The 24,451-nt window shown below is 63.5% G+C and carries 24 protein-coding genes and 1 pseudogene; 12 read left to right on the forward strand and 13 right to left on the reverse strand.

Going from position 1 to position 24,451, the window contains the following annotated elements; all coding sequences use genetic code 11:
* Positions 1 to 32: 32 nt before the first annotated feature.
* Both RHO23_RS16210 and RHO23_RS16215 read left to right on the forward strand, forming a co-directional pair.
* A complete protein-coding gene (locus tag RHO23_RS16210; RefSeq protein ID WP_064409564.1) occupies positions 33 to 473 on the forward strand; it encodes a PaaI family thioesterase in 441 nt (146 codons plus the stop codon).
* The gene (locus tag RHO23_RS16215; protein ID WP_070922990.1) at positions 473 to 1,024 is read left to right on the forward strand and encodes a TIGR03086 family metal-binding protein; all 552 of its coding nucleotides are present in this window, start codon (positions 473 to 475) and stop codon (positions 1,022 to 1,024) included. Before RHO23_RS16210 ends, RHO23_RS16215 begins: the two co-directional genes overlap by 1 nt.
* On the opposite strand, the gene htpX is transcribed toward RHO23_RS16215, so the two are convergent.
* Positions 1,021 to 1,893 carry a zinc metalloprotease HtpX gene (gene htpX, locus RHO23_RS16220; RefSeq protein WP_030096571.1) on the reverse strand — a complete coding sequence of 291 codons (873 nt, stop codon included), beginning with the start codon at positions 1,891 to 1,893 and terminating at the stop codon, positions 1,021 to 1,023. The genes RHO23_RS16215 and htpX overlap by 4 nt on opposite strands.
* A 67-nt stretch (positions 1,894 to 1,960) precedes the next feature.
* Complete coding sequence (locus tag RHO23_RS16225; protein ID WP_030096570.1) at positions 1,961 to 2,947, reverse strand: polyprenyl synthetase family protein; 987 nt, start codon at positions 2,945 to 2,947, stop codon at positions 1,961 to 1,963.
* Positions 2,948 to 2,985: 38 nt separating this feature from the next.
* On the opposite strand from RHO23_RS16225, the gene menJ reads away from it, so the two are divergent.
* Positions 2,986 to 4,215, forward strand: coding sequence for a menaquinone reductase (gene menJ / locus RHO23_RS16230; RefSeq protein WP_070923164.1), 1,230 nt, complete (start codon positions 2,986 to 2,988; stop codon positions 4,213 to 4,215).
* Positions 4,216 to 4,228: 13 nt separating this feature from the next.
* Here the strand turns inward: menJ and RHO23_RS16235 are convergent, their stop codons facing one another.
* The 6 genes from RHO23_RS16235 to RHO23_RS16260 all read right to left on the reverse strand — a co-directional run bounded on the left by RHO23_RS16235 (position 4,229) and on the right by RHO23_RS16260 (position 10,024).
* Positions 4,229 to 4,912 (reverse strand): demethylmenaquinone methyltransferase, encoded by a 684-nt coding sequence (locus RHO23_RS16235; protein WP_030096568.1) that lies wholly within the window; start codon positions 4,910 to 4,912, stop codon positions 4,229 to 4,231.
* A 19-nt stretch (positions 4,913 to 4,931) separates the two neighbouring features.
* On the reverse strand, positions 4,932 to 6,074 hold the full coding sequence (locus tag RHO23_RS16240) for a glycosyltransferase family 4 protein (protein WP_030096567.1): 1,143 nt from the start codon (positions 6,072 to 6,074) through the stop codon (positions 4,932 to 4,934).
* A 61-nt stretch (positions 6,075 to 6,135) separates the two neighbouring features.
* On the reverse strand, positions 6,136 to 6,576 hold the full coding sequence (locus RHO23_RS16245; RefSeq protein ID WP_109418704.1) for a DUF3592 domain-containing protein: 441 nt from the start codon (positions 6,574 to 6,576) through the stop codon (positions 6,136 to 6,138).
* A complete protein-coding gene (gene menD / locus RHO23_RS16250; protein ID WP_064409567.1) occupies positions 6,573 to 8,195 on the reverse strand; it encodes a 2-succinyl-5-enolpyruvyl-6-hydroxy-3-cyclohexene-1-carboxylic-acid synthase in 1,623 nt (540 codons plus the stop codon). Before menD ends, RHO23_RS16245 begins: the two co-directional genes overlap by 4 nt.
* Positions 8,196 to 8,207: 12 nt before the next feature.
* Positions 8,208 to 9,044, reverse strand: a complete 837-nt coding sequence (locus tag RHO23_RS16255) for an alpha/beta fold hydrolase (RefSeq protein WP_064409568.1) — start codon at positions 9,042 to 9,044, stop codon at positions 8,208 to 8,210.
* An 11-nt stretch (positions 9,045 to 9,055) separates the two neighbouring features.
* Positions 9,056 to 10,024, reverse strand: coding sequence for an o-succinylbenzoate synthase (locus RHO23_RS16260; protein WP_423489241.1), 969 nt, complete (start codon positions 10,022 to 10,024; stop codon positions 9,056 to 9,058).
* A gap of 142 nt (positions 10,025 to 10,166) precedes the next feature.
* Between RHO23_RS16260 and RHO23_RS16265 the strand changes: the two genes are divergently transcribed.
* Positions 10,167 to 10,493, forward strand: a complete 327-nt coding sequence (locus RHO23_RS16265) for a hypothetical protein (RefSeq protein WP_064409569.1) — start codon at positions 10,167 to 10,169, stop codon at positions 10,491 to 10,493.
* Between the two features lie 53 nt (positions 10,494 to 10,546).
* Here the strand turns inward: RHO23_RS16265 and RHO23_RS16270 are convergent.
* Both RHO23_RS16270 and RHO23_RS16275 read right to left on the reverse strand, forming a co-directional pair.
* Positions 10,547 to 11,406: pseudogene (locus RHO23_RS16270) on the reverse strand (decaprenyl-phosphate phosphoribosyltransferase).
* Positions 11,407 to 11,468: 62 nt separating this feature from the next.
* Complete coding sequence (locus RHO23_RS16275; protein WP_070941431.1) at positions 11,469 to 12,209, reverse strand: NUDIX hydrolase; 741 nt, start codon at positions 12,207 to 12,209, stop codon at positions 11,469 to 11,471.
* 229 nt (positions 12,210 to 12,438) lie between these two features.
* On the opposite strand from RHO23_RS16275, the gene RHO23_RS16280 reads away from it, so the two are divergent.
* The 3 genes from RHO23_RS16280 to RHO23_RS16290 are packed head-to-tail and all read left to right on the forward strand — an operon-like array spanning position 12,439 to position 15,025.
* Entirely contained in the window at positions 12,439 to 13,239 is an 801-nt protein-coding gene (locus tag RHO23_RS16280) for an SDR family NAD(P)-dependent oxidoreductase (protein WP_423488050.1), read from the forward strand.
* A 59-nt stretch (positions 13,240 to 13,298) separates the two neighbouring features.
* On the forward strand, positions 13,299 to 14,201 hold the full coding sequence (locus RHO23_RS16285; protein ID WP_070941432.1) for an SDR family NAD(P)-dependent oxidoreductase: 903 nt from the start codon (positions 13,299 to 13,301) through the stop codon (positions 14,199 to 14,201).
* Positions 14,198 to 15,025, forward strand: coding sequence for an SDR family NAD(P)-dependent oxidoreductase (locus RHO23_RS16290; RefSeq protein WP_206193554.1), 828 nt, complete (start codon positions 14,198 to 14,200; stop codon positions 15,023 to 15,025). Before RHO23_RS16285 ends, RHO23_RS16290 begins: the two co-directional genes overlap by 4 nt.
* A gap of 12 nt (positions 15,026 to 15,037) precedes the next feature.
* On the opposite strand, the gene RHO23_RS16295 is transcribed toward RHO23_RS16290, so the two are convergent.
* Positions 15,038 to 16,429 (reverse strand): geranylgeranyl reductase family protein, encoded by a 1,392-nt coding sequence (locus tag RHO23_RS16295; protein WP_234798219.1) that lies wholly within the window; start codon positions 16,427 to 16,429, stop codon positions 15,038 to 15,040.
* A gap of 249 nt (positions 16,430 to 16,678) precedes the next feature.
* Between RHO23_RS16295 and RHO23_RS16300 the strand changes: the two genes are divergently transcribed.
* The 5 genes from RHO23_RS16300 to RHO23_RS16320 all read left to right on the forward strand — a co-directional run bounded on the left by RHO23_RS16300 (position 16,679) and on the right by RHO23_RS16320 (position 22,517).
* Positions 16,679 to 18,352 (forward strand): AMP-binding protein, encoded by a 1,674-nt coding sequence (locus RHO23_RS16300; protein ID WP_423488051.1) that lies wholly within the window; start codon positions 16,679 to 16,681, stop codon positions 18,350 to 18,352.
* A gap of 9 nt (positions 18,353 to 18,361) precedes the next feature.
* The gene (locus tag RHO23_RS16305) at positions 18,362 to 19,834 is read left to right on the forward strand and encodes an aldehyde dehydrogenase family protein (RefSeq protein ID WP_070941434.1); all 1,473 of its coding nucleotides are present in this window, start codon (positions 18,362 to 18,364) and stop codon (positions 19,832 to 19,834) included.
* Positions 19,835 to 19,909: 75 nt separating this feature from the next.
* Positions 19,910 to 20,410 carry a hypothetical protein gene (locus RHO23_RS16310; protein WP_070941435.1) on the forward strand — a complete coding sequence of 167 codons (501 nt, stop codon included), beginning with the start codon at positions 19,910 to 19,912 and terminating at the stop codon, positions 20,408 to 20,410.
* A 117-nt stretch (positions 20,411 to 20,527) separates the two neighbouring features.
* On the forward strand, positions 20,528 to 21,826 hold the full coding sequence (locus RHO23_RS16315) for an oxygenase MpaB family protein (RefSeq protein ID WP_070941436.1): 1,299 nt from the start codon (positions 20,528 to 20,530) through the stop codon (positions 21,824 to 21,826).
* A gap of 178 nt (positions 21,827 to 22,004) precedes the next feature.
* Positions 22,005 to 22,517, forward strand: coding sequence for a hypothetical protein (locus tag RHO23_RS16320; RefSeq protein WP_206193555.1), 513 nt, complete (start codon positions 22,005 to 22,007; stop codon positions 22,515 to 22,517).
* A 21-nt stretch (positions 22,518 to 22,538) separates the two neighbouring features.
* On the opposite strand, the gene RHO23_RS16325 is transcribed toward RHO23_RS16320, so the two are convergent.
* Both RHO23_RS16325 and RHO23_RS16330 read right to left on the reverse strand, forming a co-directional pair.
* Complete coding sequence (locus RHO23_RS16325) at positions 22,539 to 23,513, reverse strand: MlaD family protein (RefSeq protein WP_070941437.1); 975 nt, start codon at positions 23,511 to 23,513, stop codon at positions 22,539 to 22,541.
* The gene (locus RHO23_RS16330; protein ID WP_164687566.1) at positions 23,510 to 24,448 is read right to left on the reverse strand and encodes an MlaD family protein; all 939 of its coding nucleotides are present in this window, start codon (positions 24,446 to 24,448) and stop codon (positions 23,510 to 23,512) included. The genes RHO23_RS16325 and RHO23_RS16330 overlap by 4 nt, the downstream gene beginning before the upstream one ends.
* Positions 24,449 to 24,451 lie beyond the last annotated feature (3 nt).

A 24,451-nucleotide genomic window follows, 5' to 3' on the forward strand; every position in this document is an offset into this window, starting at 1 on the left:
ATGGACCAATCAGTCTACGCGGAAGGTGCGGTATGACCATCGAAATCGAGAACCTGTCCGGACTCGAACTGCTGAAGAGCATGGGAGGAGCGCCGGAGGCGACGCCACCCATTTCCCGGCTACTCGGGATGCAGCTGGAAGAAATCAACTTCGGTTCCGTCGCATTCAGCGTGGTCACCCGGCCCGAGTTCGCCAATCCCCTCGGCACCCTGCACGGCGGAATCTGCGCGACGCTGCTCGACTCCGTCATGGGTTGCGCCGTGCACTCCACACTGGAGGCTGGAATCGGTTACGGGACACTCGAACTCAAGGTCAACTATGTCCGTACCGTCGCCACCGACGGCGAGAAGCTGATCGCGACGGGCACGGTCTTGCACCCAGGGCGCAGGGTCGCGACCGCCGAGGGCAAGGTTGTCGACTCCCAGGGCCGGCTGGTGGCACACGGGACCACCACGGTGATGGTGTATCGCTGATGAGTGCCACCGAGGACTTTCTGCGGGCCTCGTCGGCCGTCGGAAAACTCGTCACCGCAATACTCCCGGAGCAGTGGGACGAGCCGACGCCGTGCGCCGAGTGGACTCTGCGCCAGCTGGTCACCCATCTGATCGACGTGAACTACTCGCTGTCCGAGCGCTTCGGCGGGCCCGGTGGCGGCGCCGACGATGATCCCGCCGCGGCGTATCAGCAGTCGGTCTTGGCATTGAGCGAGACGCTGACACGCCCCGGGGTGCTCGAGCAGACCTATCCCGGCCCATTCGCCCACACGACCGGAGACAACCAGCTTCGGATCCGGATGGCCGACCTGTTGACCCACGGCTGGGACCTGGCACAGTCCACCGGCGTTCCCGCGAACCTGCCCGCCGACCTCGTCGAGAATGCGCTCGGCCTGGTTGAGCAGCGTGCGGGAGCCTTCGCACGGTCGGGGAAGTTCGGTACCCCACAGCCCGTCGCCCCGGATGCGCCCGTACTCGACCGGCTGGCCGCGCAGACCGGACGCACGGTCCGGTTGCCGTCGAATCGTTAGAAGCGGGCCATATCCTCAAGGCGCGCAATACGATCGGCCATCGGAGGATGTGTCGAGAACAGCGATGCCACCCGGTCGCCGGCCCGGAACGGGTTGGCGATCATCAGGTGCGACTGGCTGGCCAGCTGCGGCTCCGGCGGCAACGGTGCGGCCTGCACCCCGCCGGAGATCTTGCGCAGGGCCGAGGCCAGGGCCAGCGGATCTCCGGTCAGTTCGGCGCCCGACTGGTCGGCCTGATACTCACGTGAACGGGACACCGCCATTTTCACCACCGTGGCAGCCACCGGCCCCAGCATCGAAACCAGGAAAAGGGCAAAGGGATTCGGGCGATCGTCGCCGCCACCACCGAAGAAGTTCATGAACATCGCCATATTGGCCAGCCCCGAGATGACGGCCGCAAGCGCACCCGCCACACTCGAGATCAGGATGTCGCGGTTGTAGACATGCGAGAGTTCGTGGCCCAGCACGGCGCGCAGCTCACGCTCGGAGAGCAGATCGATGATGCCCGTTGTGCAGCAGACCGCCGCATTACGCGGATTGCGGCCCGTCGCAAAGGCATTGGGCGCATTGGTGTCACTGATGTACAGCCTGGGCATCGGCTGGCGTGCCACGGTCGCCAGCTCCCGCACGATCCGGTACATCGCGGGCTGCTGCAATTCCGTCACCGGCTGGGCGTGCATGGCACGCAACGCCAAGGTGTCGCTCTTGAAGTACACGTACGCATTCATGCCCACGGCAAACAGAACGGCCAGCAGCAGGATGCTCTTGCTGTGGAACAGCGAGCCGATGAACACGATCATCGCCGACATGCCGCCCAGCAGGAGCACTGTCTTCAGTCCGTTGGCGTGGCTCGGTCCTGCCGTCGACATGAGCTTCCCTTCCGTCTACTCGGTTCACCCAAGCTAACGAAGCAGGGCGCGCTCGGGTTCCGCGCGCTCAGCCGTGACGACGGACGGTGTATTCGATGAGCACGCCCAACGCGTCGCGGGCGGCACCCGCGGGCAGCTCGACCAGCTCTGCCTTGGCGCGATCGGCGTAGTCCAGTACCACCGACTTCGCCTGAACCAGCCCGTTCGATCCCCGCAGTAGCGTCAACGCCTCTTCCACCTCGGCATCGTCGGTGATCGGCGCGGCCAGCAGGACACGCAGCCGATCGGCCTCCGGCCCGGTATCGCGCAGGGCGTACAGCATCGGCAGCGTGTGCACCCCCTCGCGCAGGTCGGTGCCGGGTGTCTTACCGGACTCGTCGGTGAGGCTCTCGATGTCGATGATGTCGTCGGAGATCTGGAACGCGGTCCCGACGATGGCACCCAGCCGGCTCAGCCGCTCGATCTGCTCGTCATCGCACCGGGAGGTCATGCCGCCGAAGCGCCCGGTCGCCGCGATCAGCGACCCGGTCTTCTCGTGGATCACCTTGAGGTAGTGCTCGGTCTCGTCACCGCCCTGCGGCACCCCGGCGGTCTCCCGCATCTGGCCCGTCACCAGTTCGGCGAAGGTCTCCGCGACGATCCGCACCGCGGTGGGCCCCAGCCGGGACACCAGCCGCGAGGCCGTGGCCAGCAGATAGTCCCCGGCGAGGATCGCGACGTTGTTGCCCCAGCGAGCATTGGCGCTGGGCACGCCGCGACGCTTCTGCGCCTCGTCCATGACGTCGTCGTGGTACAGCGTGGCCAGGTGAATGAGCTCGCACACCGCGCCGGCGAGGATCACCTCGTCGTTGTCCGGATCGGGTCCGGTCTGGGCGGCGAGCACCGTGAACAACGGGCGGAAGCGCTTACCGCCTGCGTGGAAAAGGTGCAGCACCGACTCCGTCAACAGCGGGTCCGACTGCCCAAGCTCGGTCACGATGAGGGTTTCGATCGCGGCCAAATGGTCGCGCACCTTCGCGGCGAATACGGGATCACCGAGGTCAACTCCGGCCACCGTGGTCGAGTTACTCACCGGTCCAACATACTGTGAAGGTGCAGACGTCAGCGGACCTGGTCGTCGTCGGTGCCGGACCAGCCGGATCGGCGGCCGCGGCGTGGGCGGCACGCTCCGGGCGTGAGGTGGTCCTGGTCGATTCGGCGGTGTTCCCCCGAGACAAGACCTGCGGTGACGGGCTGACCCCGCGCGCCGTCGAACAGCTGGAGCTGCTGGGGCTGAAACCATGGCTCGACGAGCACATCCGGTACCAGGGTCTGCGGCTGCATGGATTTGGCGGCGACATCGAAGTGCCCTGGCCTGGGCCATCTTTCGGCGGCACCGGCAGCGCGGTGCGCCGCACCGAATTGGACGACAAGATCCGGCAGGTGGCGGTGGATTCCGGGGCCAAGATGGCCGAATCCACCAAGGCGGTTGACGTCGAACGCGACTCGGCGGGCCGGGTCACCTCGGTACGGGTGCTCGACGACAGCGGCCCCGGCGATATCGCCTGCAAGGCCGTCATCGTCGCCGACGGTGTGCGCTCCCCTCTGGGAAAGGTCCTCGGGCGCGAGTGGCACAAGGACACCGTGTATGCCGTCGCCGGTCGCGCGTACATCGAGTCGGCACGCGGCGACGAGGAATGGATGACCTCGCATCTGGAGCTGCGTTCACCCGAGGGCCAGGTGCTCCCCGGGTACGGCTGGATCTTCCCGCTGGGCGGCGGGCAGATCAACATCGGCGTCGGCGCACTCGCCACCTCCAAGCGCCCCGCTGATGCTGCGCTGCGTCCGCTCATCGAGTACTACACCGAGCTGCGGCGCGAAGACTTCGGCCTCAGTGGCCGCCTGCACTCCATCGCCTCGGCACTGCTGCCGATGGGCGGTGCGGTGTCCGGCGTCGCGGGCCCCAACTGGATGCTCATCGGCGACGCCGCCGCGTGCGTCAACCCGCTCAACGGCGAGGGCATCGATTACGGTCTGGAGACCGGTCATCTGGCCGCCGAGGTGCTCGACGCCCACGACTACGCACAGCTGTGGCCGGAGCTGCTCCGCGACCGGTATGGCCGGTCGTTCTCGATCGCGCGACGGCTCGCGGCGCTGCTGACCCTGCCGCGCTTCCTGCCCATCATGGGCCCGGTCGGCATGCGCTCTCAGGTGCTGATGCGGGTCGCGGTGCGGCTCATGGGAAATCTGGTGACCGACGAAGACCATGACGCGGTGGCGCGCGCCTGGCGGGTGGCCGGTGGCGGCTCACGCCGCATCGATTCACGCCCGCCGTTCAGCTGATGGGAGCCTGTGGTCAGAGCGTGGCCACATGCAGGGCGACAATGCCGCCAGTGAGGTTGCGCCACCGCACATTCGACCATCCGGCCGAGATGATCTGCTGCGCCAGCGCCTCCTGATCAGGCCATGCCCGGATCGATTCGGCCAGATATACGTACGCGTCCGGATTACTGCTGACGGCGCGCGCGACCGAGGGCAGCGTCTTCATCAGGTACTCCATGTACAGCGTGCGGAAAGGCCGGTTGACCGGAGTCGAGAATTCACACACCGCAAGGCGGCCACCAGGTTTGGTGACGCGCGCCATCTCCCGCAGTCCCTCGACGTGATCGACGACGTTGCGCAGACCGAAGCTGATGGTGACCGCGTCGAATGAATGATCCGCGAACGGTAGCCGGGTCGCATCTCCGGCCACCTTGGGCACAGTGCGATGCGCACCGGCCTTGAGCATGCCGACCGAGAAATCCGCCGCCACACACCAGGCGCCGGACTGGGTGAGCTCTGCCGTCGAGACCGCGGTGCCCGCGGCGATGTCGAGCACCTTGTCCCCTGGCTTCAGTTTCAGCGATTCGCGGGTGGCACGGCGCCAGGCGCGGTCACGACCGAAGGACAGCACGGTATTGGTGATGTCGTATCGCTTGGCCACCGCATCGAACATGGACGCGACCTCGTGCGGGTCCTTTTCCAGGGTGGCGCGGTTCATACCGTGACGGTACAGCGCACTAGGCCGTCATGATGCCGCGGCCCAGCGTGGTGCCCGCCGCGGCGGCGTAGTGCTCAAGCAGCTCGTCGCAGATGGCGGGCCAGGTGCGTGACAGCACCCCCCGGCGGGCGGCCGCCGAGAATCGGCTGCGGGTCGCCGGCTGCACCAGATGATCGACGGCCATTCCCAGCCGCGCCTCGAAATCAGCCACCGGCAGCAGCATTCCGTTGCGTCCCGGGATCACCAGATCACGTGGTCCACCGGCATCCGGAGCGATGGCCGGGACCCCGCTGGCCAGCGCCTCCTGCACCGCCTGACAGAACGTTTCGTGCTCGCCCGGGTGAATGAAGACATCGAGGCTGGCGTATGCCCGCGACAGCGCCGACCCAGTCAACTCTCCGGTGAAAATTGCTGTGGGCATAAGCTTTTCGAGTGCGTCTCGCTCCACGCCCCCGCCCACGATGACGAGCTGCAGGTCATCGCGCTGAGCCAGCACCGCCAGGCGTTCCACATGTTTCTCGGGAGCCAGACGCCCGACAAACCCGATGATCGGCTTGCCCTCGGGCGACCAGGAGTGGCGCAGATCCTCATCACGCGCCGAGGGCGCGAAGCGTTCGATGTCGACACCGCGTGACCACCGAAACACTCGCGGTATTCCGTGCGCGGCAAGATCTTCCATCGCAGAAGAAGACGGGGCCAAGGTGCGGTCGGCACGGCCGTGCAGATGCTTGGTCCAGCGCCAGGCGGCACGAGCGGCGAAACCGGCGCCATAGCTGTCAGCGAAACCCGCCACATCAGTCTGGTAGACCGCGACGGTGGGGATGTCCAGATGCTGGGCGGCACGCAACCCGCCGTATCCCAGGACGAAGGGTGAGGCCAGGTGCACCACGTCGGGCGCGAAATCACGAAGGATCCGCACCATGCGTGGCTGCGGCACGCCCAGCGGCAGGGTGCTCACCTTCGGAAACATGACGGCCGGCACCCGGTGCACGGGCACTCCGTCGTATTCGGTACCAGCGGGGGCCTGTCCACGGGGAGTGTCCGGTGCGATGACGACGGCCTCATGCCCGGTGCGGCGGAGGTGCTCCAGCACCCGCAGCACCGAGTTGGAAACTCCGTTGACGTTCGGCAAGAACGACTCGGCGACGATCGCGATGCGCACGTAGACAGCATGTCAGCGTCACCTGGCAGTTAGGTTGCCCCCAGGCATACGTCACGCAAACTTAAGCGTGAACGGGCGCCGCACTTCGTCGCTGTATCCATGCAAGCCCCAGCAGCACCGTTCCAGCGACCGCCCACACCACGACGATGATGGACCCGGCCGGAACTATCGACAATGAGGCGTTACGCCCTTGTACGCGAACCAAATCCGGGTCGGATTTGTCGTACTCGACATATATGCGCATACCCGGGCTGAGCTCGGACGGGTAGAGAACGCCCAATTCCGGCCGGTACGTGACTCGTTCGGGCGTGACGAACTCGATGGTGGATCGCCGCGGCCCGGCGCTGAGCACCTCGGCCAGCGCGACACCCATGTCTCGTTCGATGGCCTTGTCGTTTCGCCAGGCACCCGCGACCAGGAGCAGTGACTGCAGGGTCATCAGGCCCGCCAATATCAGCACCCCGATCCTGACCCTCTTGATGACACGGGAGCGTCGGTTCACAGGGCAGCCCTGATGGCGGCGTGCAGTTCACGCAGAGTGGAGCGGTCGGCCTTGACCTCCAGAACCCTGATGCCCCCGGCGGGTTCGTCCAGTGCGGGGCCGAGCTCCTCTACGGAGATGGATTGCGAATCCACATGGTAGGCCCGGCACAGGGCCGCGATGTCGACATCGTGCGGGGTTCCGAAGATGCGGGAGGACACGTCACCGAATCGCGGATCGCCCTGTTCCAGCAGTTCGAAGATGCCGCCGCCGTTGTCATTTGAGACCACGATGGTCAAGTTCTCGGGGCGCGGCTCGGTCGGGCCTATCAGCAGCCCCGAGCTGTCGTGCACGAAGGTGAGATCACCGATCAGGGCCACGGTACGACCCCCCTTGTGCGCCAACGCCGCACCGATCGCGGTGGACACCGTGCCATCGATACCGGCGACCCCACGATTGGAACGCACCCGAACATCTCGGGCACCCCACGGGACCAGCGCGGCATCGCGTACCGGGTTGGAGGCGCCGAGCACCAGCTGGTCGCCGTCGCGCAATGACCCACATACCTTGGCCGCCACATGCAAACCGGTGGTCAGCGGATGAGTGCCCAGCTGTACGCGCACCGCGTCGAGCGCCTTCTGGTGCGCGTGCGCGCACCGTTGCAACCACGCGGCATCGGGGTTTCCGGACGTGACTGCCCGGGTTCCGGTGGCCTGGGAGTTGCCGGACACGTCGGGCCAGCGCGGGCCGGTGGTCAACGCGTATACCGGAATTCTATTGTCCGCCAACAATGATGACACCTGACGGTGCAGGGTCGGCCGTCCCAGCATGATCACCTGCTGCGGATGCAACAGGGTCAGCGCCAGTGGATGCACAGGGTTGTCGGGTTGGGGCGCAGTAGGTTCGGCCACCGTGGGCAACATCGACAGATTGGGGTGCGCGGCCGCGCCATGCCCCGCGATCACCACGGTATCGGGGGTCAGGTCGATCTCAACGGGTTCGTCGAACGTCACGTCCGGGGTGTAGGTCCACGGCATCCCGCCGGGGCGGCCCGCGGGTATCGCTCCCCCGTCGCGATCGGGCACAAGCGGTTCGCGCAACGGAATGTCGAACTGCACCGGGCCGGCATTGGCAGTGCGGGATCCCTTGGCGGCAGCCAACACTCGACAAGTCGCCGAGCGCCAGTGCGGGTTCTGCGCCTCAAGCTTCTCCGAGCCCTCCTCGGCCAGACCGATGCTGATCGCGGCGCGAACCTGGGTGCCGAAGTAGCCGAGCTGCTCCATCGTCTGATTGGCACCGGTGCCGAGCAGTTCGTAGGGGCGGTTGGCGGACAGCACGATCAGCGGAATGCGGGCGTAATTGGCCTCCACCACCGCGGGCCCCAGATTGGCTACTGCCGTGCCGGACGTCATCGCCACCGGCACTGGAGCGCCGCTGGCCGCCGCCAGACCGACCGCCAGGAAGCCCGCGGTGCGCTCATCGATGCGCACATGCAGACGCAACCGACCGGCCTTGTCCGCATCGTGCAATGCGAAGGCCAGGGGTGCGTTGCGCGACCCCGGACACAGCACGACATCGCGGACGCCGCCGCGGATCAGCTCGTCGACGACGGCATGGGCCTGTGCGGTCGACGGGTTCATGCCATCAGGGTGTCATACCGCCTGTGAGGCGCTCGCAAAGAACTCCAGGATCACGCGGTTGACCTCGTCGGGGCGTTCGATGAAGCCCAGGTGCCCGGCGTCGGCAATCTCTACGTAGGTACCGCCGGGGATGGCGTCGGCCACCTCCCGGCCGAGGTATGGCGGCAGGGTCATATCGTCACTGAACCCGATGACCAGCGACGGGACCGTGATGCCTGAGTACGCACCGGGCCGGTCGGGGCCGGGGATGGCACTGCGCTGGTGATCGATGCCACCCGAGGTCGGCTCCGGCCACAGCGTGAACATGTCGATCCAGTCCTTGATCGCGGCATCGTTGTTGAGGGTCTTCGGCGAGAAGTTCAACAGCAGACGCATGGCCGCCTGGTATGCCGCCGGCACCTGCACACCCGATGCGGACAGTTCGAGCTCGGCCTTGCGGAAGAACGATCGGGTGGAGTCCTCGCGCCCCCGCGTTCCCATGAACACCGCTGCGGTCACCAGATCCGGACGGGTGAGGGCGAGTTCCTGGGCGACTAGCGCGCCCATGGAGAACCCGACCAACCGGGCCGGGGCCGCGCCGAGACTCTCGATGAGCGCCGCGGCATCGGCCACCATGTCCTGCAGGGTGAAGCCGTCGGCACACTCGGTGGTCGGCGGTATCCCCCGGTTGTTGAAGGTGATGGTGCGATAACCCGCGGCGCGGAATGCCGGTACCTGGTGCAGGTGCCAGCTGCGCCCCGCACCGCCGCGCCCGGAGATGAAGACGACGGGGTCACCGGAGGCGCCGAGCGCCAGGGGCCCACGATCGTCGTAGCTGATCTGGATGCCGTTGATGTTCGCGAGAGGCACGTTGAGAGAACCTACCGGTTCAGCAGCGGGTAGCAGTCGGCCACACGGCGCCGCCACCAGTCGCGGCGGTCGGTGGGAGCGGCGAGTGTCGCCAGCCGGGCTGGGTCGGGTGTGAACGACGACACCGGCAGGTAGCCGTCCTCGGGCGTCGGCGCCTGCGCCACATCCTCGACAAAGAATCCCCCGGTCCCCAATCCGCAGGCATGCTCGAGCACCGGCAGTGCGGCGGCCGCACGCAAACCGATACCGATACCGACCGCGCTGTCCAGGGCGCTGGAGATCACCGCGGGCATGCCGATCCGCGAGGAGATATCCAGCAGCGCGGCCACCCCGCCGAGTGGGGCCACCTTGAGCACCGCGATATCGGCCGCGCAAGCCCGCACAACACGCATCGGATCGCTCGCACGCCTGATGCTCTCGTCGGCCGCGATCGGCACATCCGGGAGGCGCCGGCGTACCTCCGCCAGTTCCTCGACCGTGGCGCAGGGTTGTTCGGCGTACTCCAGATCGCCGGTGCGGGTCAGTGCCGTCAGTGCCTCAATGGCCTGCTCGACGGTCCATCCCGCGTTGGCGTCCACCCGCACGGTGGGAATCTGCGCGCGAACCGCCTCGACGCGCGCGATGTCCTCATCCAGGGTCTGCCCGGGCTCGGCCACCTTGACCTTGGCGGTACGGGCGCCAGGAAAACGAGCCAGCACCTCAGGCACCTCCGCGGCGGCCACCGCGGGCACGGTGGCGTTGACCGGAATTCGGGTGCGCCGAGGCTCCGGCAGCTCGGTGTAAGCGGCCTCGATCGCCGCGGCCAACCAGGCTGAGGCCTCAGGCGGCTGGTACTCGGGAAAGGCACCAAACTCGCCCCAGCCCGCGGGGCCGTCGACCAACGCCACCTCACGGGTGGTTATGCCGCGGAATCGCACCCGCATGGGTAGCGCGACCACGTGCAGCCGGTCCAGCACATCGTCTAACGCGGGCAACTCCACACCTGCGATCGTCGCACGCAATTCAGAACGTTCGGCGAGAAGCCCTGAAAGTGACTTTGGCTTCTAGAGCCGCACCGCAACCGGGTGCGAATCTGCCCACATCGGTGGATAGGCACATCGGCGGATAGGCAAAGGAGAGCAGATGCTGACGGTTCACGGTCTCGCGGGATTTCAATCGGGCTGCCGGTGCGCAGGCTGTTCCACGGCCGAGTCGCAGCGACTGCAGCGAATCGGTGACTCAGAACGCGAACGCTGGGAGCGGATCAACCAACGGGCCACCCGGCGAACCCAGCGCTACTTCGCCGACGCCGGGAATCATCCGTTGAACTGGCAGAAGCCCTGGACCACCGAGGAGATCGACAAGGCCCTGGACGCGTCGACCACCGCGGCACAAGTCGCGGCTCACCTGGGCCGCTCGATCGGAGCCGTCCATGCGGCACGGCGGCGGTTCGGCCCGCGTGCCAGTTGAGGCCACCAACGTACTCACAGGACGTAATGTCCCGCAGCCTTGGCACCCCGACATCAGCCCAGAACTATCGCGAGTGCCACAACGACGATCCAGACGGCTCCCAGTACCTGCAGAACCCGGTCACTGAGGACGATCTCTTCTGGCTCACCGGCCGACGCCGCGTCGACGTCTACGGCGTAGCGCAGAATCGCCAAGGTGATGGGAATCATCGAGACCGTGAACCACGATCCGGCCTGACCGTCCCGCTCGAATGCCCAAAGCCCGTAAAACACGACGACAGCAGCCGCTGACAAGGTCCACACGAATCGGAGATAGGTCTGGGTGTAGCGCTCTAGCGAGCGGCGAATCTTGGCGCCGGTGCGTTCAGCGAGTTGCAGTTCCGCATAACGCTTTCCAGCAACCATGAACATGGATGCGAATGCCATGACCAACAGGAACCATTGCGACAGCGGGATTCCCGTCGCCGCACCACCCGCGATAGCACGCAGCAGATACGCCGAAGATACGCCGAAGATACGATACAGATATCAAGCACCACTTGATGTTTCAGCCCAAGGCAATATGCGAGCTGAATGGCGAGGTATGTACCGACCACCAAAGTCAGAGCCGGCGAAACTGCCATGGAAAGACTCAGGGACGCCACAGACAGTGCGATCGCAACCAAGTAGGCGACAGTCGGCGCCACCACTCCCGCAGCGATCGGCCGGAATCGCTTAGTCGGGTGGACACGGTCGGCGCTGACATCCCGGGCATCGTTGACCAGATAGATCGCCGAAGCCGCCAGGCTGAACACGACAAAAGCCGCACCCGCCGCGCCGCAAACCTTGGCATAGTCGTAGCGGACAGCGCCGCCCAGCGTGGCCAGGGGCGCAGCAACCACGAGGACATTCTTGATCCACTGCCGGGGGCGCATGGCGCGCACGACACCGCCTAGCGTCTCCCCTAAGGTCCGGGTGGGATGCAGCCCGTCGCACGTCACCGTTGCTGCCCTGCGAGCCGTTGGCGCAGAATAGAAATGCGCCCGAGCCGAATGTCAAACCTGCCATCCGCAGTCCACGGTTCTTCCCAGCCCGCAGCGGAGATAACAGCCGAGAGCACCCATGCGGTGAATCCCCAGATCACCACATCATCAACGCGGAACACCGGCATCACCCCGCGCGAGCCCAGTAGCCGCCACCGAATGGCGGTGCGGTGGGACGGATCGATCAGCTGAGCCAGTGGCATCTGGAGGACCTCTGCCGTCTCGCCCGGATCGACGACCCACGTGGGAGTGACCACCGACCAGTACGCAATCACCGGGGTCACGCAATAGGTGAAGGGAACCAGCGCGCAGCTGTCCAGTACTGCAATGGGCTGTACACCAACTGGATTCAGTCCGACTTCCTCATTCGCCTCACGCAGCGCAGTGCCGACCAGGGACAAGTCGCCAGCCTCCGCGAATCCACCGGGAAATGCAATTTCCCGTGGACCACGGCGCAGCGCCTCAGAGCGGCGCAGGAGTAGAACACTGGCGTCATCGGGCAGCCCACGCCGTCGCGGGTTCGGTGTGCCGTTCAACAGGATCAGGACGGCGGCGTGGCGGCGCACCCAATACTGCCCCAACCCATTGAAGCCGGTTCGCAGCTGTGCTGACGCATGTTCAGGGTTCATCGCCAACCCCTGCAGCCAAGGGGGAACCGCGGTCGATTGCACGACGGCCTCCGAGACCTTCGACATCTCTGTTTGCCTCTCACTGGACCGTGGGCGGAGCCCGGACGCCGTTGATAAATTCACATGTACGACATATTTGTCTCGCTAGAGACTATAAAGCTCTGTTCAAAGGTTATCTATAGAGACATTTCTATTGAAATATCTCAGCCGGGTATGGCAGGGTTGGCTGATGCCGATGACGCAGAGACCCGTCTCATCACCGACACCCCTGATCAACCGACTGGCACGCCATGCCATGTCCAGACCTCGCTCTAACGGGCATGACGAAAGCTCACTTCCGGGATTGAAGGTCGTGCTGACGGGAGCATCCTCGGGTATCGGTGAGGTGGCAGCACAACTTCTCGCCGCTCTGGGAGCCGAGGTCATCATGGTGGCGCGCCGCCAACCCGAACTTGAAGCACTGCAACAGAAGATCGCCGATACCGGCGGAGCATCCCACTGGTATTGCGCAGACCTATCCGATGCCAGCGCGCGCGAAGATCTCATCGCGCGCGCTATCGCCGACCATGGCACCCCCGACGTGCTCGTCAACAACGCGGCCAGATCAATCCGGCGCACAATCGGTGACGCAGTGGACCGCTTCCACGATTACGAGCGCACGATGGCGTTGAACTACTTTGGGCCGGTACAACTTACCCTCGGTTTTCTGCCCGGGATGCGCGAGCGCGGGTCCGGCCACATAGTTAACGTGTCTACCACTGCCGCACTGATCGGGCTCGCTCCCAGATACTCCGCCTACGCCGCCTCAAAACGGGCACTCGGTGTATTCGGACGTACTCTGTCTGCGGAGCTGGGTCGAGAAAAGATCGACGTGACCACCCTGTACTACCCCCTCGTGCGAACGCCCATGGCCGCTGCCACCCCCAAATACGCGAACCGGCCCTCACTTTCAGCCACTGAAGCAGCGGAATGGATTGTGCATGCGATCCGCAAGCGTCCCCCACAGATCTCGCCGCGTCTTGCACGAGGGCTCGGCCTCGTCACCGCCTTGGTGCCAGACACTGCGCTGGCGCAAGCAATGGTGCGCGGAACCTAACCCGCACCGCCAAACCCCAGATTCGCAAACCACACCGCTAAATTTCTTGGAGAGCAGTTATGAAGAAGACCGACCCAACGCCCGATTTGACTGGCCAGACCGTGGTCATCACCGGGGCCAACGGAGGGCTGGGCGCGCAGCTCGCCGCATTCGCCACCTCGGGTAATGCACGGGTGATCTTGGCCTGCCGCAATATCGACACCGCCCAGAGCGTCGCCGATAAGATCGGCGGCGATACCGTTGTTGAGCGTCTGGATCTCTCAGATCTGGCATCGGTGCGAACATTCGCAGACCGAGTCGACGAACCCATTGACGTACTCATCAACAACGCGGGAATCATGAACGTGCCGCATGGTGTCACCGCAGATGGATTCGAAAGCACCTTCGGGACAAATCATCTAGGGCACTTTGCATTGACTGGACTGCTGCTGGAACGTATTCGCAAACGCGTGGTGACGGTGTCTAGCATCGCCCACCTGGGCGCCACTCGCAGTAGCCTGGCGGACCCACTATTCCGGAATCATCTCTACCGCCGTGTCGTCGCCTATGCCAATTCCAAGGCCGCCAACGTGATGTTCGCCCGGGAGCTGAACCGCCGACTGGTCGCCGCAGGCTCACCGACTATCTCCGTGGCCGCACATCCCGGGGTGGTCTCCACAGGCTTGTACGACCACAGTTCACTGGCCTTCCTTCAACGAATGAAACCTCTGGTCACCGCCCTTGGAGGAACCCTCGCCGAAGGAATGGCGCCCATCGCCCATGCCGGATTCGGCACCGGGGTTCTCGGCGGCGACTTCTACGGTCCGCGTTTCGGATACCGAGGCAGGGGTGTCGTGCATTCCCTGTCCAGCAGGCTTTCACGCGATCACGAACAGGCGCTACAACTTTGGACGCTCTCCGAGAAGCTCTCCGGGGTCCACTATCCGCTATCGACATTCACCACGGGAAGCAATCACTCGTGAGATCGGCCTATCGGCATGGTGCCGCAGGTAAGACGGTTGCGATCACCGGTGCCGCGCGCGGAATCGGATTCGCCACCGCGAAGGCGTTTGCAGATGCCCACGCCAAGGTTGTCATCGGCGATATCGACGCTGAGGCCGTAGACAAGGCCGCTGCCGGCCTGGGCGTCGTTGGAGTACATCTCGATGTCACACAAAAGGATTCGTTCTCGGCCTTCCTCGATCGCGCCGAGAACGAAAACGGACCGCTAGACGTGCTGATCAACAACGCGGGAATCATGCCAACCGGCCCCTTTCTCAACTACCGCGAGCAGTTGATCCGACGCACCGTCGACATCGATCTGGTGGGCGTGATCCTGGGGACGCAGTTGGCCGCCGAACGCATGGTCACTCGAGGCAGCGGACACATCATCAACATCGCGTCCATTGCCGGACGCGTTCCTGCGCCTGGCTTGGCGATCTATAACGCCGCCAAGTTCGGCGCGATCGGATTCACCGAGGCTGTCAGCGCCGAGTTGGCGCCCCATAACGTATGTGTGTCCACCGTGCAGCCCAGTCACACTGCCACCGAGCTCATCGACGGTTTGACAAGCCCAGGAATTCTAGTGGCGACGCCCGAGCAGGTTGCCCGGACGATTATGAAAGTAGTTCACACACAACAGCTTCATGCTTATCCCACGATCGGAATGGGCGCTGTTGCGCTCATGGGTCCGATACCGGGCCGGCTCAAGCGCCGACTCCTGAGGACTCGGCTGTACCGAGATCTGTTCCTGGTCTCCGATACCGTCAAACGCAAGGAATACGACGCACGCATTGCACGAAGCTGAGGCCCTCTGCGCTCAGCGCCGCCCCGCGGGGCCGCTGAGCAGGGGAAAATCATGCGACGGTGTCAGGAATGGACGCCTGGCCTCCTGGCGCTGCGCCACAGAACCGCCGATTCTGGCCAGGCGCACCGGTAAGTCGGTATCAGCCGGCCCAACGAGGTTGGACATCAACCTGATACCGGTCGACATCGCACGACGCGACTTCATAATGTGCTGCCCGAACCCGTTCATCGCCCATGGCTTGAAGAAGCCACGTGCAAAACGTCGAGTTGCGGCGAACATCGGCCCGTACTCATAGTTCAACCGGTGCGGCCAAGTGACACTGTGGTCCGCCTCGTCCAGATGCTCGACGGCGAATCGACCGGTCTCCAACGCGTAGTCAATACCCTCTCCCGTGAAAGGGTTTACGCAGCCCGCAGCATCTCCGAGTAACATCCAATTGCGTCCGGCTACATGAGAGACCGCTCCTCCCAGCGGCAGGAGTGCAGACTTGACCTGCATGGGTACACCCAATAGCCCGAACTCATTGCGTACGTCGGCCACATACTTGTCCAACAACGGCAACAGACCCGAATGCAGTTCGTGGTTCTTGGCTGAGTATGCGATAACACCCACGTTGACAAGCGGGTCGGACCCGATATCAATCTGACCGTTCCCTTGAGAATGACCAAGCGGAAAGATCCACCCATATCCCGGCAGTGTTGTCCCATCGGGCATTTGGGGGCCGAGGTGCGCGACGAGCCAATCCGATGGCCTGTCCGTCCGCATGAAGGCACGCATCGCCGTGCCATAGACACTCTCTCGATGCCACTGACGACCCAGCAGCGCACCGAATTTCGATCGGACCCCGTCTGCGACGAGAACAGTGCGTGCCACAACATTCACGGGGTTGTCGTCACCACCGTCGGAAACCCGCCGCAACTCGACTCCGGCTATCCGGTCTCTGTCGAAAGAGACTGCGGCCGCGCGGTATCCGAACAGGGTGCGTGCGCCTGATTCTTCAGCCACTTGCACCAAGTGGCGATCGAGCTCGGTGCGGGTGATCACGCTTCCGTAGTTGGGAAAGGAGCGGCCGTTCCAAGGCAGCCGATGATCCCGACCCCAACCGTATACATGCAGGCCGCGTGTCACTGGATGCTCGAGCACCCAGTCCGACAACCCCAACAGGTTCAGTTCTGCGATCGCACGAGGTGTCAGTCCGTCGCCGCAGGTTTTGTCCCGAGGGAACTGTGCCATGTCGACGAGCAGGACATCACGCCCAGACCGGGCAGCCCAGGACGCGGCGGCAGCACCTGATGGACCAGCGCCGACCACCAGTACATCTGTTTTCAACTGCCTACCGACGGTCTCGATATCCATACCCATCTGAAAGCCGCCCATGACGTCCTTCCCCATCGAGGTGCCCATTGATACGTAATAGAGTAAACGTTCCTGCGGCGGAAGAATCAAGACCGAGGGACCCGCACCACGGCCGACACCCCCGAACATGCACTTTATGTGCGCATTTACACCATCACCTCCCCAGTCCCAGCCTCATTCGGACCAAAGATCTTCCCGGTGAGCGAAATGAGGTCATGATATGTTCTTGTAAATCTGTTGCATCGAAAGAAGGTGCCTGGGTACTGCCGGGCACCCCGGAGGAGCGAGGCAGGCTGTATGGGTGGCGTTGTACGCGCAGTCCGATCCGGGATCGCACGGGAGTGGCACGGGTTCCAGTCCCTAAGAGCAGCCGGCGCCCTACCCTCAGCTCGGGCACTACCGGCCATTGCCTGGGAGGCCCTGCACAGCGGACCCGCCGCCAGCGGCGCCATCCTGGGGCACCTGCACGGCGACCGAGTTGCGATCATTGACCCGGAGGGCTCCCTGACCTATCGCAAGCTCGGAGAGCTGTGTTCTGCGGCCACCATCGGACTTCGTTCGATACTGCGCGGGCACAATCGACCGGTCATCGCGATGATGACCCGCAACAGTCGGCACACCTTTATCGCACTGTTGAGTGCGATTGGCGTCGGAGCCAAGGTCATCGCGATGAACACCGATATGGGCGGAAAGCAGATCGAGGAGGTGTGCACCCGCGAAGGTGTACACCTGCTTATTCACGACGAGGCCTTCGAGGAACGCCTGCAGGCACTCGATCCGCGGGTGTCCCGCGTGATCGCGGCACGGAGCACTCCCGGTCCGCGTGACGACGACTTGGCGGCCCTGGCCGCCAAGTCAGCAGCCGGCCGTCCACAGCGACCGGCGTACGCGCCCCAGCTCGTCATCCTCACCAGTGGAAGTACCGGCGCGCCAAAGGGAAGCAGTCGTACCGGAGGGAACGGCCAGCGCCCCACCCTCGCTGCCGGAGCCGGCTTCTTCGAGAAGATCCCGTTCCGTCCCAACGACGTCGTGTTTCTCGCTCCACCGGTCTATCACGGCTGGGGAGCGATTTGCGCAGGCTCAGCTCTGGCACTCGGCGCGACCTTGGTGCTCGAGCCAAGCTTTGCTGCAAGCAGCGCAGTCGAACTTGTCGCCAAGCATCGCTGTACCGCAATAATTTTGGTGCCCACCATGATTCGCAGGCTGCTATCCCTTGGACACGAGGCACTCGCACCGATCGACCACAAGGCGATCCGCATCATCGGATCCGGTGGCGCACGTCTCGAAGGCGCCCTCGTCGAAGCCGTACGCGACGAGTTCGGATCGGTTCTGCACAACCTTTACGGCGCCACCGAGGCGGCATTCATCAGTATCGCCACTCCGGGCGAGTTGATAGCCGATCCGGAATCGGCTGGCTCACCGCCAACCGGCGTGACCGTGAAGATCTACTCCGGTGACACCGAAGCCGGCGTCGGCGAGGTCGGCGACATCTACGTCGGGAGCTTCATGACCTCACCCCAGTACACCGATGGCCGCCGCAAAGAGACCCGTGGGAATCTTCTCAAGACCGGGGACACCGGCTATTTCAACGAGTTCGGCCGACTGTTCGTCATCGGGCGTAGCGACGGAATGATCGTGTCCGGCGGCGAAAATGTCTTTCCCGAGGAGGTTGAGGGCACACTACTGGGGCATCCAGATATCAGGGACGCCAAAGTGGTGCCGGTAGCCGATGCCGACTTCGGTCAGCGACTCAAGGCATACGTCGTATTGGCCAACAATCCCGGGCCCAGCCCAGATGAGATCAAAGCCTATGTATCGCAAGAGTTATCGCGATCACGGGTGCCTCGCGACATTGTCTATGTCGACGATCTCAAACGCACAGGAACCGGAAAGGTCACCAAGTCGACGCTCGACGAACTCGACGACCGGCAGATTGCGGCCGACTCACTGGCCCACGAAACGAAATCGTAAGGAGGGCACATGCCCCTGATCGAGCCGACCCTGGCCACACCGTCTCCTACCAACACCAGTACATCGAGCCTCGATGTACTGGTGCGGGCACAGAAGGACGCATTCCTCCATGAGGGTGTGCCAAGCATCGAAACCCGCCGCGATCGCCTCGCACGGCTACAGAACGCGCTGACAAGTCACGCCGAGGAACTGGCAACCGCAATCGACGCCGACTTCGGCACACGGTCCCGTGCCCTGTCATTGGGTGGCGATATCATGTACACAGTCGGTGAAATCGCTGAACTGCGTGGCTTTCTGCCGAGATGGATCAAAGCCGAGACACCTCATCCACTACGCCGCGCGCTTGGCCTGTCCCAGGAAATCAGACCTACCCCCTTGGGTGTTGTCGGGGTTGCCGGGCCGTGGAACTTTCCCATCCAGCTGTCCATGGTGCCCGCTGCGGGGGCCATTGCGGCCGGGAACCGGGTGATGATTCGACCATCCTCAGTGACGCGCCGCACCGGTGAGGTTCTGGCCAAGGCAGTCGCCAAGCATTTCGATTCCACAGAAGTCAGCGTCATCACCGCGGAATATGGCCCCGGATCGGCATTTTCGAGACTTCCATTCGACTCGTTCTTCTTCACCGGCTCACCGGAAATCGGGCGCGAAGTAGCTCGTGACTGCGCCGCCAACCTGGTACCGGTCGCACTGGAGCTGGGCGGCAAGAACCCCGTAGTGGTGGATCAGGACGCCAACATTGTTCGTGTGGCCCGCCGCATCGCCGCCGCAAAACTTCTGAACAGCGGGCAGGTATGCCTGAGTCCGGACTATGTCTTCGTTCCGGCACGAATGTTGCCGGACTTTGTCACACATGTCCTGCAGACCTGGCAACGTGCCTGCCCACAAGTCCTCCAGAATCCTGACTACACCTCGATCATCAACGACGCGAACTATAACCGCATCGTTGAGCACATCGAGGATGCCCGGGAACTCGGCGCGACAGTTCACCAGCACATCCCCCAACGCGAAAATCTGCCCGATCGCGAATCGCGAAAAATCCCACCCACCATGATTACTGGCCTGGCGCCCGGCATGACCATCGAGGAGGACGAGATATTCGGGCCCGTCCTGTCCATCTATACCTACGAAGACCTCGACGACGTCATCGCGTTCATCAACGACCGGCCTTGCCCGCTGACGATGTATTGGTATGGACCCGACAACGAACGTAAGCGGGCGCTGATCGATCGCACCCGAAGCGGTTCGGTCAACTGCAACGAATTCATGCTGCACATGATGCCTGCCGCGGACATGCCGTTCGGCGGCGTGGGTAACAGTGGGTACGGGTACTACCACGGAAAGTACAGCATTCAGAACTTCTCGCATGCCCGCGCGCTTGTGACTTACCGAGGACCGGTTTCGTTCAGCCCTCTCATGACCCCACGGATCATGGCCAAATCAACCGGGCTGATCTCCGGACTGCTGCGGCTAATGCACCGGTAATCCAAGGGCTCGTTGGACTCCCCACAGGCGCGGTAGGGGCCCGCAGGGCCAGCCTCGCGAAGGAGCTGAAAAACGATGGCGCGCAGAGTTTCCGACCGTTATCGATGGCTCCTGCCGGTAGAACCGGCCGCGGTAATCAACATCCTGCAGGATGTTGAGGCCCTCCCCACTTTGACAAAGCCCTACCTTCCGGCGTGGGCGATCATTGACATCGAGACCGTCGTCACCCGGCGCGATGCGGACGGGTTGCCCGCCGAAGTACGAACCACGACTTCGGCCTTCGGCGTGCGGGACCGCATGACGAGTCACTATCACTGGACGGATTCTGGCTGTCGGTGGCGGATCACATCCAGCAGGCTACTCAAATCCGCAGGATGCGATCTCGCCGTCGAACCCGCTGTGGCCGGCTCCCTTCTGACCGTCGACACCTGGGCCGAGTTCAGGGCACTGCTGACGCCCAGTCCCGTCTTGCGCCGGCTTGAAAAGCTACAGCGGATCGGTTTCGAGAACCTGCACGAGATCATCACCGAAGAGGCCCACAGAAGAACAGTCGATGATGAGTCATCATCTCAATAATGACTCCATATAGAGAGTTCTCCACTCTTCTTTGGCATTATGATCTGCAGAAAGAGTTGACGTTCCATATCAGGCGTGAGACTCTTTCTAATAATTGATTCAGCGAGGAGTCTTTGGATGACTGATGTGGCGCCGCCGCCTACTTCGGCAATCGACGAACCGGACCTGGTGACGATGGAGACCAGGGTGGGCAACAACACCTACCATGCCGGCACCAGGATCCCCGACCGGCCCAACGACGACAGCCTGCGCCCGAAAGACAGGGCCCAGCACGCAGTTCCACCACACTCGCTCCTATGGAAATACATGGGCAGCCTGTCGGTCATGCTCACCACCGGTCAGCGCGCGGCAATCCTGGAAAACATGTGGCCACAACTCGGGCAGGGAGTGTCCGACCACTCAGTGCTGGTGTCCAAGGGCGATTTCCGGTCCTTGCGTGAGCGTGCTGCCAACACCCTGAAGACCATCGGTGGAGTGTTGTACGGCAGCCCGGAACACGCGACCCGATACGGGGTGCAGATCCGCAACTTCCACAAGTCGATCAAAGGCGAAATGCCCAACGGTCGGCGATACCACGCCATCGACGCCGAAACGTTCTATTGGGCTCACGTCACCTTCTTCGAGCTGATATATCGGACCAGCGAGCTTGGAGTGATCGCCTTGTCTCGAGAAGAGAAGGAACAAATCTTCGAGGAGAGTAAGTTCTGGTTCTCTCTCTACGGCGTGGACGATCGCGCGCAACCCACGACATATGCCGACTTCGAGAAGTACCTGGCCGACGTCAAGGCCAACCAACTCATCGACATGGGTATCGCTCAATACACTGCCGGGTCTGCCAAGACCGCCGATTACATCGTGCGGGCCGCGCCGCCCCGATTGCGCCGCCCGGTTCAGTTGGCCGCACCCATGATCGCTGCGGTTCTTCGCATCACCACAATGGGCCACATGGAGCCGGAACTACTGGACCGACTTCGACTGTCGGAATATTGGACGGCCCGAGACCGCCGACGTTACCGACGGCTACTCGCCGCACTACGCGTGGCACATCAGATTGGCGCCAGGTATCGCCTCCCCCTGGCACTTCGATATGCACCCTTCGCCATCGAGGCATTCCGGCGTGAAGGCGTCCATCCCGATGACATCACTGTGGAATCGGCCAGAGACGCGCTACGTAAGGCTAAGGCCCAGCATGCATCGGATCGCGCTGACTCCGGCGATTTCCGCACCCGCAGTCCGCGCGTAGCCATTGCACCCGAAGACGGAGTATGCGCCAAATGTGAACGGGTGCTGGAGAATTGCGGAGAGTGCGCAGCAACCGGACTCGTCGATGGGGATAGCTGCGATGTGTGCAACGGCGCTCAGCGAGGTTGCCCAGTGCATCACGCCGAATGGGACACACCGGCAGTGGCCGGCTAACCGCCGAGAAAGGACTCCCGTGGTAACCGATGCCCCGACTCGCAGTGAAACCGTCACAACGTCAATAGACGGGGAAGAAACCTCTGCCGGACAAGCTATTTCAACGACCAGCGACGAGCCCGCAGTGGGGGTACCTCAACAACGATTGACTTTTTCGGTGCGACGAGATGTCGTCGTGATGTCTGCACTACTGGCGCTCTCGCTGGCGGGTGGCGGCTGGCTGGGCTGGCTGTGGCACCAAAGTCAGCGATCGGTAGCCGCCGCACGATCCGAGTTGAACGCCGTGCAGGATGCCGCGTCATCTCGCCGCCACGCCGAGGATGTCGCCCTGAACTACGCCAAGGGTGCTGCTCAGATGGACTACAAGGACATCCCTGGCTGGACCAGACAACTGACCGCCAACACCTCGCCCGAGCTGACCAAGAAGCTGAAGGATGCGGCCTCCTCCATGGAGCAGATCATCGTTCCGTTGCAGTGGACCTCCGCTCCCACCCCGATAACGGCCACCACCCGCTCGGATCGCGACGGTGTCTTCGTGGTCAATTGCTTCGTCAGCGTGATGACCAAGAACACGCAGGCCCCTGACGGCGTTCAGTCAACCGCCACATACACCGTTACCGTCAACAAGAACGACAACTGGAGAATCACAGATGTTGGCGGCGTGGATTCGGCACTGCGCGCGGGGAATTAGGCACAACTGCGGTCGGCCCTGCTAACGCGTCGTGTCTGACTCACGGCTCTGAACCACATGCACGGTGAACGCGCCCGGTGTCGAAACCGAATCGATTGCGCTGTCCAGCAACCGGCTTGTATCGAACGTCGTCAACGCCGCCGCTGTGGCCTGCAGCGGCGGCAGCAACGGTTCGGTCAGGTTGTAGAGGTCAGGGCCGACATCCGTTACGAACTGACGCAGCCGTCCCAGCACCTGGCCGGCCCCATTCCTGATGTCATCAGGATATTTTCCGCTTTGATACAGCAGCACGATCGCACCCTCGACCACGGTCTGCATGTTGTCGAAGAAGTTCGGGGCAACGCGTTTGAAATCCACGAGAGACGGTGCGATGACGTCGCGCTTGTTTAACAAACTCTGGGTCAGGGCAAGGACGTCGCGCAGGTCATCCTTTCGTGACGCCACAAGAGTCTGAAAGTTGCGACCAGCATTGCCCAACAGGGCAGGCGCCGAATCATCGGAGAGTGCGGTACTGAGTTCACCGACGATCCCATCGACCAGGTCTGGGTTGAGGCCACCGAGAAGTTGTGTCAGAGCGACGGCGGCCTCACCAATGGTTCCGGCAACGGTGCCGGGCTCTGCGGTCAGATGTTGCCCATCGACCAGGTATGCCCCGCCGTCGGCGGCAGGTTTTATGGACAGATAGGTCTCGCCCAGCGCTGAGAGGTTCTCGATCCGGAACTCACTGTCTGCGGGCACCCGGATAGTGGACGGGTACTCGAATTCGACAGCGACACCATGGGCATCCGCATTGAGGGCGCTGACCTTTCCGATAGGTACACCGCGCAGCAGCACTCGCGAATGTGGCACCAGGCCCGCCGAATCACGCACCTGGAGATGGACTCGCTGCACGCCGTCATCGGAAGTCAGCCACGGAACGCCCTGTTGTCCGATCAGCACGGCCGACACCACCAGCAGCGCTAGCAGCGCGCAGATCGAAATAGCGTTCCGGATCAACGAAGTGCTCCTAGCTTGGCCAACACATTCCTGGTGTCGGCGGTGCGGTCAGTGCCATCGGGTGTGGTGACCTCGGTGATATCAATCTGCGGGTTGAGCAGGAAAGGCAGCAGCGTCTGATTGGTGAAGGTATCGATCGTGGAGCCCCCGCCCGGCGGCCCGGTCTGCTCCAGCGCCGTGGAAACCGAGTCCAGAAGCGGTACCAGCCAGGCGCCTCTACCGAAGATGTCGCCCAATGCGGCGAGCACGCCCACCACGCCACCAATCGCCGACCAAAACTTGGTCCAGAAGTCCACCGACTCTGCAGTCAGGAAATCGTCGAGAACACCGGCCTGATTCCTCAGACTGGTCGCCAGCGCACTGAGGGTGTCGATGCCGCGATCAACCTCGGCGCTGCTGCCCGCCAGACTGCGCAGATCTCGCGCGACGGTCGCGGCCACCTTTCGAGTCTCGTCCGCGTTCTGTGGCATGGCGGCATTGATGTTCCGCAGCATTTCCTGCAAACGCTGGATCGACCCAGTGCCGATGAACGTGGCGAGGCTGGCCATCATGTCCTCGATCGAGGCGGGTGGGCGAGTACGTCCCACAGGAATCCGCGCACCATCACTCAGCGATGGCCCACCTCCGTCACCCGCGGGTCTTCCGAGGCTGACATAGGAATCGCCCAGCACAGTGTCCTGCACTATGGCTGCCGTGCTGGCGGCTGGTATTCGCGCCTGGGGATCCAGACGCGTGGTGACGGCAACCACGCCACCTTCAAGAACGACCGACCGGACAGATCCGACATTGTCACCCTCGTAGGTGACCTTTGCCCCCGCAGGCAGATTCAGCACACTGCTGAACTCCAGCACCACCCGCATCGTCGGTGTCCCACCGAAGGTCGGCGGCTGCATCTTGACGGGATTGAGCCCACAGCCGGCGACACTGATTGCCACCAG

This window comes from Mycobacteroides sp. PCS013, assembly GCF_049532645.1.
GTDB lineage: Bacteria > Actinomycetota > Actinomycetes > Mycobacteriales > Mycobacteriaceae > Mycobacterium > Mycobacterium gwanakae.